Below are 13557 nucleotides of genomic sequence, written 5' to 3' on the forward strand. Positions count from 1 at the left end.
TGGTAAGTGGCTACAAAAAGGGTTGCCGTTTTATACATATTTCTCTTGCCAAATACACCGTTTACGGAAGAACAAACCCATTCATAAGAATCCAATTAAATATCCTTCTCCTTAAGCTCATCCTTAATTGAGTAAATCGTATTACGAGAAAGACCTGTCCTTCGGTGAATGTTCATCACGGATTCTTTTTGATTAAGCAAACGAACGACTTCATCATAAATCACTTTATCCTTTCCTTTAGCCCCCGCATAATATCTTTTCTTTCCACCTTTATACGCCCCTTTCTTTTTGGCAATTTCAATCCCTTCACGCTGGCGCTCTTTAATCATTTTCCTTTCAAATTCTGCTGTTGCAGAGAAAATAGAGACAATTAAGTCGCTATATGGATTATCCTCTCTTGTATCAATTCGTTCTTTTAACGTTACTAATCCTGCTTTCTTTTCACGTAATTCTTGAATCACTTGTAAAATATGAATCTGTGATCGACCAAAACGTGTTAAATCATGACAGACCACCACATCATGTTTACGAATCTGATATAAGAGCTTTTCAAATTGTGGTCTCTCCATAACTCCACTTTCTTTTTCAATAACAATATCTTCACAACCGTAACCTTCTAATTCTCTAATTTGACGTTCTAAATTTTGCTCATTAGAACTCACTCGTGCGTAGCCAAATATCATTATTTTCACCTCAGTTGGGTTGAACAACCCTGAATGAACATTTTATACCTTGATATTACAGGATTTTATTATGTATGTACAGGGTGTACTCTAATTGAACATAAAAAAAGACTGGATGGCAAAAACCAGTCAGTCTTAAATATACTTTATTCAACTAAAGTGAGGACGGTATTTAACCCTGCATAAAGCACATTTAATTCCAAATAATAACTAGCAAGAAAGTTATTAAAAAAGGAGGGTTTTATGTGGAACAGGGAAAACAAATAAGACTCACAGCATCAGAAATCTCCCAGCTTTGGGCGCAATACATGAATGATTCTGCAAGTATCTGTCTGTTGACATATTTCTTAGAAAAGGCTGAGGACACTGAAATAAAGCCGATCATAGCTCATGCCTTAGAATTATCTCAGGCCCATATTCAGAAGATAACTTCTATACTTACAGAGGAACAGAATACAGTCCCTCACGGTTTTAAATTAGATGAGGATGTTGATTTAACTGCCCCTAGACTGTACCCTGACAGTTATGTTTTAAGCTTTATATCTCAAATGGCTCAAATTGGGCTTACTACTTATTCAGCTAGTGTAAGTCTTTCTTCAAGATCAGATATCACTGCTTATTATAATGAATGCCTAAAAGAAACAATGGAGCTATATGAAATGTCAAAGGATTTACTATTACAAAAAGGTCTTTACCAGCGGCCACCAAATATATCTAACTTAGAGCAGGTTGAATATGTAAAGAAGCAAGGGTTTGTTTGGGACTTATTTGGAGAAAAAAGACCTTTATCAGCATTAGAAATAGCTAATTTAATTCCTAACATCGAAAGGAATGCTTTAGGCGTAGCCACCTTAATTGGATTTAGTCAGGTGGCAAAGTCAAAAGATGTTACACAATTTTTTATTAGGGGCATAGAAATTGCAAAAAAGCATATTCAATCTTTTGGGAAAAAATTAGGGGACAACAATCTCCCTGTACCAATGACAAGGACAGATGTAACAAAAAGCACGGCCTACACATTTTCGGACAAAATTATGATGTTCTACACCACTGCTCTGATTGGCTTGAGTATTGGTTACTATGGCACAGCTATTGCCCAAAGTCCTAGATTGGATTTAGGGGTAATGTATAATAAGTTGGAACTAGAAATACAGAAATATGCAGAGGATGGTTCTAATATCATGATTAAAAATAAATGGTTAGAACAGCCTCCTATGGCTGCAAATCGTAAAGATTTAGCAAAAGATAATTGAGGTTAAGGTGGTTCAATGAAATGATATGGCAAATAAGGACGCAATCGAAAAACTTTTATGGAGTATTGCTTTACCAGGCTTTGGTCAATTATTAAACGGAAAATATATCAAAGGGATTGTATTGATTTTTTTAGAGTTTTTGATTAATGTTCAGGGAAATTTTAACAAAGTCATCCTTCTAAGTTTTCATGGGGAAATGGAAAAAGCGATTCAACAAGCCGATTTCCAATGGCTCATGTTTTATCCTTGTTTATACTTTTTTGCAATGTGGGATGCTTACAAAGATGCAGGTGGAGGGAAAAAACCTTACTCGTTTTTGCCGTTTGTATTTTCAGCCTATTTCGTGACGGTAGGAACTATCTATTCGTCTAAACTCACTCTATTCAGTGTATTGCTCGGACCAATTTGGCTTCCGATATTATGTGTGATACCAGGTTTGCTTGTGGGATTTTTATTACAAAGGATTCTAAGAAAAAAGCTGCCCATTTAGTGATCAGCTTTTTTACCATCATCAAAAACTCTCCCTTTGTTAAAAAATTACCTTATCCCTTTTCGCTTTCGTTGATTTTGCAGACGGTTCATTTCTTGTAGCTTTTCTCGTTCGTCATAATCAGCTTGCTTTAAACTATTTTCCACAATATTTTGAGTCGCTTGAATCATGTTAGATAGCGATGTCACTTGTCTTGTATCATTGAAGGAAGTATACTCCTGATGCCTATCGTCATAAGAAGATAAAATATCCTCTAATTTAGATTGCGTGTCCGCGTCAAAGTCTTTTGTCTCCAAACATTCAGCAATAAAGAAATGTTGAATAGATGCGCTTCCGGAAAGAATGTCAGCGAACCTTGTTTCTGTGTCGAGTTCTGTGTTCAGATGACCGTTTTGATAATCATGCAGCAAGTCAATGATTTGTGCTTTTTCATCGGTGCTAAATTTGAATATTTCGTTAGAATGATCTTCACTATTCAATGGCACGGTCTTATTAAAATACTCATTGTAGCCGACAACTAATTCTTTTTCATTGATGGTCATTTGCTTGCTAACATCTTGATCATACATCCGTGTGATCTGGTCATTATAATGCGTTTCCAAAAAGGTAACAGCTTTCTTTGTAGATTGGAGCATTTCATGCGTTGATCAGATGTCATTTTGTACATTTTTCGTTAAAGTGGAGTGTTTCCATCTTGCTAACATCTTTTCTTTTTCATTAATATTTCTAAAGGACACAAACATTTTTAGTGATTTGGCTGCTTTTGAAATATCCTTCTTTTCTTTTGGAGAAAAAGAACGTGAAATCTGTTCAGCTTTTTCGATTTTTTTTCTTGCTTATATTCATTTAGCAATTGAACTTTGTCATTATGTTTTTTCACTCGTTCATTGATTACTACACGATCTGATTGATCCCCCATTTGTCTGGCTTGATAACCCTCATGAATGGACGGCAATTCTTCTTTGTTTAATGACTCATGAGAATGATGCGTTATTTTTTCATTAACTCCATTTTGTTCTAACGATTGATTCGCATAATTTGCCCATTCTTTACGCCATCTATTGAATGTTTCACGGTCGCCCCAGTTGTTTTTATTAATACGTTGTTGTTTACCATTATCTAATTTAATTTTGATGCTTTAGCATCCCATTCTCCATTTTCTTTAAACCCTCTTGTAGTCAGCATGACATGAAAATGAGGATTATTAACATCATCCCTATGAATGGAAAGATCAGCTACCATACCTTCTTGAACAAATACTTCTTGAACAAATTCCTTTGCTAATTTACTTTGTTCTTCTCGATTTATTCAACTGGCAAAGCTACGTTAAATTCTCTTGCTAACTGAGAATTCTTTTGCTTTTCAATTTTCTCCACTTCATTCCAAAGACGCCCTCTGTCATTTGCCCATTCAGGCGCATGTTTAGGCTTCATCATATAAGTTTCAGGTTGTACTAGACGTTTGTATTCATTGGTTTTATTGTATCGTTCACTATGTAATTTCTCACCAGAACGATAAGCAGCAGCAGCTGTAGCCGACTGCCCCTTTCCTCTCGAAATCATTTGACCTGAAAAATGATAAATAGCCATACATGAGCCCTCCTTTCTCCTCAACATGAGCGAAGCGAATTTTACCGCAAATCTTTTGAAGGTGTTAGCCTTCTCAAACGATAGTTTTGACAGGCACGGTGCATAAGTGCGAAAAGCATTTGTATAAAAAACCAACAGTAGAAGTCAGCTTCAAATTTTCCCCAAGAAAAAACGAGCGCGAATTCTGCACTCGTCATTATCCTCTATTCTTTATCAAGAGCAATATTTTTCGCGGGTGCGAAAGTTGAAATTGCATGCTTGAAAATTAGCTGTTGTTTACCGTCTGTCTCAAGTAGAACAGTAAAATTATCAAAGGCTTTAATGACACCGCGTAACTGAAAGCCATTTAGCAAAAATACTGTTATTTGCATACGTTCTTTTCTTAATTGATTTAAATAATTGTCTTGAATGTTTACGGATTGAGCCATGAATCTTCCTCCTCTTTTCTATCTATATTAATACCATTCTAGCTTTTTCCCAGCATTCCTGCTAAATCATGTAATATTTTTTCAAATTTAATCTCATAGTTATCTGGCTGAATGTCGTACCAATGAACATTCAGCTTATTCCTGAAATAAGTGTATTGCCGCTTAGCGTAGCGTCTGGAATTACGTTTTAGCAGCTCAACAGCACGATCAAGCTCATATTCTCCCTTAAAGTACGGGATGAATTCTTTATAACCGATCGCACTCATCGATTGACACCCTTCCAGGCCGCGCTCATATAAGCTGCGGACTTCATTTACTAAATCTTCTTCGATCATTTGGTCAACACGGTTATTAATCCTTTTATAAAGAAGCTCCCTATCCATCTCAAGCCCAATTAAAATGGGATGAAACGGGGAAACGGAACTTTGTTGAGACTGAAGCTCACTCATCGTTTGACCTGTTGACTCATATACTTCAAGGGCTCTTAGGACGCGTCGCCCATTATTCGGGTGAATCTTGTCTGCTTGAACAGGATCAATACTCACCAACCGATTATACATCACTTGAATCCCTTGCTCTTCCGCTTGCTTTTCAAGCTTCCTCATGATGTGTTCGTCTTTTTCTTCTGATGAAAAATTGTAATCAAATAGTGTCGCTTGTATGTATAACCCTGTGCCTCCTACTAAAACAGGCACCTTCCCCCGCTCATAAATAGCAACAATAAGTGATTGTACCTTTTTTTGAAATTCAGCGACAGAAAAAGATTGATCAGCATCCTTTATATCAATCATATGGTGAACAACTCCATCCATCTCTTTCGCTGTCACTTTCGCCGTCCCAATGTTCATATCGCGATAAATCTGCATTGAATCCCCACTTATGACTTCTCCGTTGAAACGCTTAGCTGTTTCAACTCCAAGTTTTGATTTCCCAACCGCAGTAGGGCCGACAATACTGATCACCTTAGGTTTCAAAAAATCACCCTCCTTTCTTATATCGATAATTATACACGAATCGCTCTATGTTCCCATATGATTCAGCCGACTAACTAAACCCGTTACCTAAACTAACGTCCTACGTTAGTCAATTTCAAAGAATCCGTTATTTTTTATATCGATTTTCGTTAGTTGTGTGGTATAATCAAGGAAAGGTGGTGTTGACGTGATTAATCAACGCATTCGGTCATTAAGAAAAGAGAGACGTTTAACTCAAACGATGTTAGCAGAAAAGGTAGGCGTTTCCGCACAAGTTGTATCGAATTGGGAACGTCATTACACCTCACCAGACCTTGATGATCTCTCGAAAATTGCTTATGCACTGAACACAACGGCTGATTACCTATTAGGGCTAAGTGATGAAAAGGAAGATGAAATGAGGGAAATTAAGTTATTCTTGAAGGATAAAGGCTATGAGAAGACGGTTATTTTTGATAAAGAAGCATGGCTTAATGTGCAGCCGGAAGAAATAAATCAAATCGATAACTACTTTCGTTTTCTATTACAACAAAAACATCCATCATAATTTCCGTGAAATGTATTATGTAAACAGTTGGTCATAAAAAAAGAAGCTGAACTCCCATCGAAGAGACTTCAGCTTCTTTTTAGTGTCTATAATTGTTTTGCGAATAATAAAAACCATGCTACTCTATCTATTGCGCCTATCCAGACTCCGCTAAACCCCCTTGCGTTTTTACTTTAAAATTAATAAGGATCGGCCTCGTGGCTTTTCTTCACAGCATCTTTTGTTGCTTCGTTCTCAGCTAATGAACCTTGACCATATTTCGATTTACTTGCTTCGCGGCCCGGAACTTTGTTATCCGTCTCCGTCTCTTTCATTTCTTTCATTTGCTTTTCGATACCTTTCTTCACACGGCGACCATAGTCTTCATCGGCTTGTGTGAAGTGCTCAATCATGGCATCTTGAATTCGTTTGTCACATACTGCTAGCGCTCCGGAGAGATTGTTGATCAATTCATCGCGCTCCCAATCTTCAAAGCTGCGGTACGTTTCGCCCGCTTGTCCGTAGTTGTTAGGACGATCAATTGGCTCACGCATAGCCGCTGCATTATACGTTGGACGGTGCTGTGGAGGATCTTCAGTACCTGCTTCCTGATAGCCTCCGGTCATCGATGGCTCATAGTCAATATGTGGATTATCTCCAGACTCTTTCGGGTCACGGATATCCATTTGACCGCGATGCTGGTTCGTACGAACAGGCACTTTCGGTGCGTTCACAGGTAATTTTAGATAGTTCGCACCTACACGATAGCGCTGCGTATCGGAGTACGAAAAGGTACGACCTTGCAGCATTTTATCGTCTGAGAAATCCATTCCATCGACAAGAACCCCTGTACCAAACGCGGCTTGCTCAATCTCCGCATGGAAATCCACTGGATTGCGATCAAGGACCATACGACCGACCGGCAACCAAGGAAACTTATCCTCCGGCCAAAGTTTCGTATCATCGAGCGGATCAAAATCGAGTTCCGGATGGTAACCATCTTCCATGATCTGCACAAAGAGCTCCCATTCCGGATAATCTTCACGCTCAATCGCTTCGTATAAATCTTGTGTCGCATGGCCGACATTCTTCGCTTGAATAGCGTTTGCCTCTTCTTGTGTTAAGTTACGGATACCAGGCTTCGGCTCCCAGTGATACTTCACCAACACAGCCTCGCCTTTGTCATTTACCCATTTATAGGTGTTTACACCAGAACCCTGCATGTGGCGATATGTCGCGGGAATACCCCATGGAGAGAATACGAATGTAATCATATGCGTAGCCTCAGGTGAACGGGAAACGAAATCAAACATCCGCTGAGGATTGGGTACGTTCGAAGCCGGATCAGCTTTAAACGCGTGAATCATATCAGGGAACTTCATCGCATCACGGATAAAGAAAATTTTTAGGTTGTTCCCAACTAGATCCCAGTTGCCATCTTCTGTATACATCTTTATCGCAAAGCCGCGTGGGTCTCGTTCTGTTTCCGGCGAGTCTTTCGCTCCTGCCACTGTGGAGAAACGTACCATTAACGGCGTTCTCTTCCCAGCACCCGAAAATACTTTTGCGCGAGTATACTTCTCTACCGGTTCATCTCCAACTTTTCCGTACGTTTCAAAATATCCAAATGCTCCAGATCCACGCGCGTGTACTACACGCTCCGGTACCTCTTCCCGGTCAAAGTGGGAAATTTTTTCAATGAAATCGTAATTTTCAAGGGTGGCTGAACCACGATTACCAATTGTACGGATGTTTTGGTTATCCGTTACAGGACGGCCCTGGCGCGTTGTCAACGTCTCACGTTCCACATCTTGTCTGTTTGAAGCATTCTTATCTTTGTTCTCTGCCAAAATGAAAACCTCCTAAAAATTTGCTCCCCCTATCTTACCTCTTATTAGAAAAATTATGCAGAAATGACAGTGCTCAATGTTTACAAAATATATCCACGCTCTTCATTATACTCGGCAACAATTATGCTTCAGTGAGGAGAATATGCTAAGGTTGTTTCTGATAAGTTGGGCCACGCTTCGTGCTCCAAACACACAAATATATTCGGCAGTGAGATTGAAGGAGCATCGAAAAAACTAATTTGAAATGAATGTAGTCAATTGATAGTCACTTATAAAGTAAAACAAGCGCAAACCCATAGTAAATCAAGGGTTTGCGCTTTAAGTTCTTACATCACTCTTTTAAACATCTTTTCCATTTCGTATTCAGAGAAAAACACAATGATTGGTCTCCCATGCGGACATGTAAAAGGATCCGTTGATAATCGTAAGTCTTCGAGCAGTTGAAACATGTCGGTTTGATTCAAGTAATGATTCGCTTTAATGGAACGTTTACATGACATGAGGATCGCCGCTTCTTCTCTTAGTTTCGTCACGTTAATCCGCTCATCGCTCATCAATTGTTCTACCATTTCCTGTATAACCTCCTCTTCAAAACCTTGAGGAAACCATTGAGGATGTGATCGGATAATGTAACTGTTATCCCCGAATGTTTCAAAAAAGAGGCCGACCCTTTCCAACTCTTCTTTGTATTCTTCGATTCGTAGGGCTTCCTGTTTTTGGAATTCGAACGTCAGCGGTACGAGCAATTCTTGTACTTCTTGAACGACTTCACCAATTTGATCCCGAAAAAACTCATATTTGATGCGCTCTTGAGCTGCATGCTGATCTACGATGTACATGCCCTCTTCATTTTGCGCTAAGATGTATGTTCCGTGAAGCTGGCCGATTGGATACATCGTCGGTACACGCTTTTTGTCCTCCTGCTTTTCTTCAGCATAGGATGCTTCCGTTTCTAATTCCTCCATCCGCGGCTCTGGTTGTGCTTGCATTTCTTTGACAACGGAATGCTGCTGATCAACAAACGAGCTGGCTTCAGTTGTCGGATTCGCAGAGGTCGCAGTCGCTGGTGGTCTGTTCTCAGGCTGTGCCTGGTAAAGGTCGAAACTCCCTTGTTCATTGGATGGTATCGGTGGATTTTTTTCCTTTTTTTGTTCTACTTTGGGAATCAATGTCTGTTTCCTGAAGGTTTCGCGAATCGTCGTCTCAACAATCTCGTAAAGTTCTTTCTCTTTAGAGAATCGGGCTTCTAGTTTCGCGGGATGAACATTCACATCAACCAAGATCGGATCCATTTCTACTTTTAAGACAACAATTGGACTTTTCCCGATTGGAAGCAATGTGTGGTACCCTTGCTGAATGGCCTTGTTGAGGGCAATGTTTCGAATATACCGATCATTAATAATGGTAGATATATAGTTTCTCGATGCTCGGTATACTTCTGGTTTAGCGATATAGCCAGTTACCTTAAAATCGAGCGTCTCCGCTTCAATCGGCACCATATTTTTTGCTACATTCATACCATATATTTTTGCAATAACTTGCAGTAGATCTCCTCGTCCATTTGTTCTAAATAATTCCTTATCATTATGGGTGCATGTAAATTTAACATCAGGATGAGCTAGGGCCATGCGATTCAATACATCTGTGATATGGCCGAGTTCTGTATGGATCGTTTTCATATATTTTAAACGAGCGGGTGTATTGAAGAAAAGTTCCTCGACAAATAAATCTGTACCTTGCCTAGCGTCACTTTTCGATTCTTCAATGACCTTGCCGCCTTCAAATTTAATTTTTGTTCCAGCTTTTTCCCCTGTTGAGGTTTGAACCGTTAGTCGGCTGACGGCAGCTATACTTGCCAGTGCTTCTCCTCGAAAACCTAGGGTACGTACATGGAATAGATCATTTTCATCCTTTATCTTACTTGTCGCATGACGGTGGAAGGCCTTTTCGGTATCTTCTTGATCCATGCCATACCCATTATCGGTAATCCGAATCTGCTGCAGGCCGGCTTCTAAAAGCTCAATATTCACCCATGTACTACCGGCGTCAATGCTGTTTTCAACTAATTCTTTGACAACAGAAGCCGGGCGTTCCACCACTTCGCCAGCAGCGATTTTGTTAGCTAAGTGGTCAGGCATTAATTGAATTCGTGCCATGAAAGGTCCTCCTTCCTTACGACTTAATCTGCTTTTGCAAGCGGTGAAGTTCATTCATCGCATCCATAGGGGTCATTTGCATTAAATTTAAATCCTTGAGCTGTTTCTCAATTCCCGAAGGCTTGCTTTGCCTGGTAGGCTTCGGTTCTTCAACAAACAAACTTAATTGTCCGTCATCGGTTGAAGCGGCCACTTCAGAACTGCCAGCTTCCAAATGGCTTAACAAGTACGTCGCTCGTTCAATGAGCGAATCCGGTAAATCGGCTAATTTGGCCACATGAATCCCATAACTCTGATCAGCCGCCCCTTCTTGAATTTGGTGAAGAAATACGACATTTCCTTCATATTCTTCCGCCCGTACATGAATATTTTTCAAACGGTCCAGCTGATCTGTAAGGGAAGTTAGTTCATGGTAATGGGTGGAAAACAGTGTCTTCGCACGAATTTTTTCATGAATATGTTCAACAATCGCCTGCGCAAGAGCCATGCCGTCATACGTACTTGTCCCACGGCCAATCTCATCTAGTAAAATCATACTTTGCTCTGTCGCATGGCTGAGGGCATGATTAGCCTCAAGCATTTCTACCATAAAAGTACTCTGCCCTGAGACAAGGTCATCCGCCGCCCCTATCCTTGTAAAAATCTGATCAAACACCGGCAGTGAAGCAGCTTCACACGGTACAAAACTGCCCATTTGGGCCATAATTGCTGTTAAAGCAAGCTGCCTCATATAGGTGCTTTTCCCTGACATGTTCGGGCCAGTAATCAGCAAAACATCTGTTGAGTCATCCATATAAATATCGTTCGGGACAAATGACTCTCCCTTCATCACTTGCTCCACAACTGGATGTCTACCTTGTTTAATGTCAATGATACGTTCATTAGTAAATAAGGGACGGCTGTAGCCATTCTGATCAGCACTTTGTGCGAAGCCTTGCAATACATCAATGCGGCTGATTTGTTCGGCTAATTTTTGCAATTCCTGGACATAGCTTTTTACTTGCTCGCGGACGTCTAGAAATAGCTGATATTCAAGGTCAACACTTTTTTCTTGCGCTTCCAATATTAATGTTTCTTTTTCTTTAAGCTCTGGGGTAATAAACCGTTCAGCATTTGTTAACGTCTGCTTGCGCTCATATCGATCTTCCGACAGGTGGGGCAGGTTTGCTTTTGTGACTTCAATATAGTAACCAAACACACGGTTGTAGCCGATTTTCAATGATTTAATTCCAGTTTCAGCACGTTCTTTCCCTTCAAGCTCAGCAATCCACTTCTTGCCGTTTTTTGATGCATCTCGGTATTCATCAAGTTGACGATTGTAACCATCACGAATCATGCCGCCCTCTTTAATTGTGATAGGCGGATCATCAGCTAAACTTTCTTCCAGCAGTTGTTTTAAGGATTCCTGTTGATCAATTTCCTTATAAAGATTCGTAAGAGAGGGATGATCAAATTGCCCAAGTGTTGTTAAAATCTCTGGAATTTTTGCCAGAGAATTTCTAAGCTGAATTAAATCCTTAGCATTGACATTACCAAAAGCAACGCGTCCTGCTAATCTCTCCAAATCATAAACAGAGGTAAGTTGTTCACGCAGTGTTTCCCGTTCAAAAAACTGTGCTAGCAAGCCCTCGACCTGGTCGTGCCTTGTATTCATCTCATTTCCGGACAACAACGGTCGCTCGAGCCACTTTTTAAGCGTACGAGACCCCATCGCTGTAATCGTATGGTCAATAACAGAAAGAAGGCTGCCCTTTTTCCCCTGTTTCCTTAACGTTTCAACAAGTTCAAGGTTACGCTTAGAATACATGTCAAGCGACATATATTGCTTCAACTCAATGGGCTGAACCGGGCGCAGGTGGTCTAATGAACGCTTCTGTGTATGTTCAATATAATGAAGCAGACGTCCAAAGCCCTGCACGAATTTGTCTTGATGAATCGCTTCTATTAAATGGTTAAACTCGTCTTGGACTTCGGTTTGATCACAAAAAGAAACCGTATAGCCTAGCCGCTCCTTGAGCAGTATCTGACGGTCCTCATCGAAATCACTGGCCACCACCACTTCTTTAACAGGCCTGTTGAACAGTTCACTCATGACGGCATCAAACCCATTTGAAATGAGGGCGATACTATTCTCCCCGTGGTTAAATCATTATAGCTTACCGTGAACGTACCATCGTTGAATTCACTTACAGAAGCAAGATAATTGTTCTCTTTTTCATCAAGCATACTCCCTTCCATTACCGTTCCTGGAGTAATTAATTGAACAACCTCTCGCTTCACAACGCCTTTTGCAACCTTGGGATCTTCAACTTGTTCACAAATCGCTACTTTAAACCCTTTTTCTATCAGCTGCTTTATGTAATTTTCTGCAGAGTGATACGGAACACCACACATTGGAATCCGATCCTTATCTCCGCCATCACGACTCGTTAATGTAATTTCAAGCTCTTTTGACGCGTTGAGCGCATCGTCAAAAAACATTTCATAAAAATCTCCTAATCTAAAAAACAAAAAAGCATCCTTGTGCTCCGCTTTCACCTTCAAATATTGCTGCATCATAGGCGTGTATTGTGCCATTACTACAATCCTCCAAAACGTACGAAATTCTACATATCGTCATTATATCACATCAATCGCCACCTCTTGAACGAAAGACATACGTAAATGATGGTAAAAAAAAAGAATGCCCCGCTGAATCAGCAAGGACATTCATATTCACTCTTCACTGCTGCTACTGCTGCTGCTTGGCAGGAAATCAGTCTCAATATCAGAGAAATCATCAGAAGATAAATCATACTCGTAGTCATCGTCTTTTTCACAACCGTTTGGATCCACTTTTACGCATAGCTTCGTTTCACCAATAACATCAACGATAAATTCGCGTTCAACTTCAACAACAATTTTCTGTCCTTGGGCTGCAATCTTGCATTCTAAACAATTAGGCTGTTGAACAGCTTTGGCAACAACTTCTAAATCATCGCTGATACAATTCTCGTCTTTCACGGATAATCGCACATGATCACAATAATTGACGCGTTCCGTTACAACTTCTGTCTTTGTATTATCATTATAAGAGTACCAAACGTTTATATCGTAACTTCCCGTGACTTCAACATGGTCGCCTTTCTTCTTAGCATTGTAAATATGATTGATTACCCAGCAGCCTAAAATACTAGTTGGACGATGAGATGGGCTGATCGTGTTGGTTGCTTCGGTGAATTTTTTACCTTTTCCACATACAGCCTTTGTAATAATTTCGCGATAATCCCGTTCAAAGAATGACATAGCAACACTCCTCCTTAATCTACGACCCATTTTATGCAGGTCATGGGCGAATGGTGATACAAAAAAAGAATCGATGACTACAAAACGTTTGTACTCCCATCCTATGCAAACGCCCAGGAAATTGTACCAAAAAAAGCGAAAGTGCCTTGGGTAGGCTTTAAAAAGAATAGGCAGATGCCGCAGCGGGGCGGTCCCATAAGGAGTTACATAAGTAAAAGTGTGAAATATATGTTTTCGTGTAAACACATTCAAAAAAGAAATGGGAGAACCAAAACGACACTAAGATCGACCTAATCTATGGAGCGCCTATTTGGGTCACAAGG

14 protein-coding genes and 1 pseudogene are annotated in these 13557 nt (G+C 40.1%); 3 read left to right on the forward strand and 12 right to left on the reverse strand.

What is annotated here, in order from left to right; all coding sequences use genetic code 11:
- Window positions 1-95 precede the first annotated feature (95 nt).
- Window positions 96-683 carry a recombinase family protein gene (locus tag MUO15_RS03705; protein WP_245033533.1) on the reverse strand — a complete coding sequence of 196 codons (588 nt, stop codon included), beginning with the start codon at window positions 681-683 and terminating at the stop codon, window positions 96-98.
- 245 nt (window positions 684-928) lie between these two features.
- On the opposite strand from MUO15_RS03705, the gene MUO15_RS03710 reads away from it, so the two are divergent.
- Both MUO15_RS03710 and MUO15_RS03715 read left to right on the forward strand, forming a co-directional pair.
- On the forward strand, window positions 929-1936 hold the full coding sequence (locus tag MUO15_RS03710) for a DUF3231 family protein (RefSeq protein WP_245033535.1): 1008 nt from the start codon (window positions 929-931) through the stop codon (window positions 1934-1936).
- Window positions 1937-1961: 25 nt separating this feature from the next.
- Window positions 1962-2426 (forward strand): hypothetical protein, encoded by a 465-nt coding sequence (locus MUO15_RS03715; RefSeq protein ID WP_245033537.1) that lies wholly within the window; start codon window positions 1962-1964, stop codon window positions 2424-2426.
- A gap of 47 nt (window positions 2427-2473) precedes the next feature.
- Here the strand turns inward: MUO15_RS03715 and MUO15_RS03720 are convergent, their stop codons facing one another.
- The 7 genes from MUO15_RS03720 to miaA form a co-directional block, all read right to left on the reverse strand.
- Window positions 2474-3028 carry a hypothetical protein gene (locus tag MUO15_RS03720; protein ID WP_245033539.1) on the reverse strand — a complete coding sequence of 185 codons (555 nt, stop codon included), beginning with the start codon at window positions 3026-3028 and terminating at the stop codon, window positions 2474-2476.
- 45 nt (window positions 3029-3073) lie between these two features.
- The gene (locus MUO15_RS22085) at window positions 3074-3250 is read right to left on the reverse strand and encodes a hypothetical protein (RefSeq protein WP_396266341.1); all 177 of its coding nucleotides are present in this window, start codon (window positions 3248-3250) and stop codon (window positions 3074-3076) included.
- A complete protein-coding gene (locus MUO15_RS22090; RefSeq protein WP_396266342.1) occupies window positions 3172-3561 on the reverse strand; it encodes a MobA/MobL family protein in 390 nt (129 codons plus the stop codon). Before MUO15_RS22090 ends, MUO15_RS22085 begins: the two co-directional genes overlap by 79 nt.
- Complete coding sequence (locus tag MUO15_RS21585; protein ID WP_396266343.1) at window positions 3546-3734, reverse strand: MobA/MobL family protein; 189 nt, start codon at window positions 3732-3734, stop codon at window positions 3546-3548. Before MUO15_RS21585 ends, MUO15_RS22090 begins: the two co-directional genes overlap by 16 nt.
- Window positions 3731-4015 (reverse strand): MobA/MobL family protein, encoded by a 285-nt coding sequence (locus tag MUO15_RS21590; protein ID WP_256464163.1) that lies wholly within the window; start codon window positions 4013-4015, stop codon window positions 3731-3733. The genes MUO15_RS21585 and MUO15_RS21590 overlap by 4 nt, the downstream gene beginning before the upstream one ends.
- Window positions 4016-4218: 203 nt before the next feature.
- Entirely contained in the window at window positions 4219-4443 is a 225-nt protein-coding gene (hfq, locus tag MUO15_RS03730; RefSeq protein ID WP_245033541.1) for an RNA chaperone Hfq, read from the reverse strand.
- A gap of 38 nt (window positions 4444-4481) precedes the next feature.
- Entirely contained in the window at window positions 4482-5417 is a 936-nt protein-coding gene (gene miaA / locus MUO15_RS03735; RefSeq protein ID WP_245033543.1) for a tRNA (adenosine(37)-N6)-dimethylallyltransferase MiaA, read from the reverse strand.
- A gap of 187 nt (window positions 5418-5604) precedes the next feature.
- On the opposite strand from miaA, the gene MUO15_RS03740 reads away from it, so the two are divergent.
- Window positions 5605-5964 carry a helix-turn-helix domain-containing protein gene (locus MUO15_RS03740; RefSeq protein WP_245033545.1) on the forward strand — a complete coding sequence of 120 codons (360 nt, stop codon included), beginning with the start codon at window positions 5605-5607 and terminating at the stop codon, window positions 5962-5964.
- Between the two features lie 179 nt (window positions 5965-6143).
- Here the strand turns inward: MUO15_RS03740 and MUO15_RS03745 are convergent, their stop codons facing one another.
- From MUO15_RS03745 to MUO15_RS03760, 4 genes and pseudogenes are all read right to left on the reverse strand, one after another.
- A complete protein-coding gene (locus MUO15_RS03745; protein ID WP_245033548.1) occupies window positions 6144-7793 on the reverse strand; it encodes a catalase in 1650 nt (549 codons plus the stop codon).
- A gap of 326 nt (window positions 7794-8119) precedes the next feature.
- A complete protein-coding gene (gene mutL / locus MUO15_RS03750; RefSeq protein ID WP_245033550.1) occupies window positions 8120-9949 on the reverse strand; it encodes a DNA mismatch repair endonuclease MutL in 1830 nt (609 codons plus the stop codon).
- 16 nt (window positions 9950-9965) lie between these two features.
- Window positions 9966-12526 (reverse strand): annotated as a pseudogene (gene mutS / locus MUO15_RS03755) (DNA mismatch repair protein MutS).
- Between the two features lie 138 nt (window positions 12527-12664).
- Window positions 12665-13234, reverse strand: coding sequence for an outer spore coat protein CotE (locus MUO15_RS03760; protein WP_245033552.1), 570 nt, complete (start codon window positions 13232-13234; stop codon window positions 12665-12667).
- Window positions 13235-13557 lie beyond the last annotated feature (323 nt).

The sequence above is a fragment of the Halobacillus amylolyticus genome, assembly GCF_022921115.1.
Lineage (GTDB): Bacteria > Bacillota > Bacilli > Bacillales > Halobacillaceae > Halobacillus_A > Halobacillus_A amylolyticus.

Excerpts from the sequence above, each read along its gene's own strand:
- MUO15_RS03760 (WP_245033552.1), bottom strand. The coding sequence starts at position 13,234 with ATGTCATTCTTTGAACGGGATTATCGCGAAATTATTACAAAGGCTGTA.
- hfq (WP_245033541.1), bottom strand. The coding sequence starts at position 4,443 with ATGGCTCAATCCGTAAACATTCAAGACAATTATTTAAATCAATTAAGA.
- MUO15_RS03705 (WP_245033533.1), bottom strand. The coding sequence starts at position 683 with ATGATATTTGGCTACGCACGAGTGAGTTCTAATGAGCAAAATTTAGAA.
- mutL (WP_245033550.1), bottom strand. The coding sequence starts at position 9,949 with ATGGCACGAATTCAATTAATGCCTGACCACTTAGCTAACAAAATCGCT.
- MUO15_RS21590 (WP_256464163.1), bottom strand. The coding sequence starts at position 4,015 with ATGGCTATTTATCATTTTTCAGGTCAAATGATTTCGAGAGGAAAGGGG.
- MUO15_RS03715 (WP_245033537.1), top strand. The coding sequence starts at position 1,962 with ATGGCAAATAAGGACGCAATCGAAAAACTTTTATGGAGTATTGCTTTA.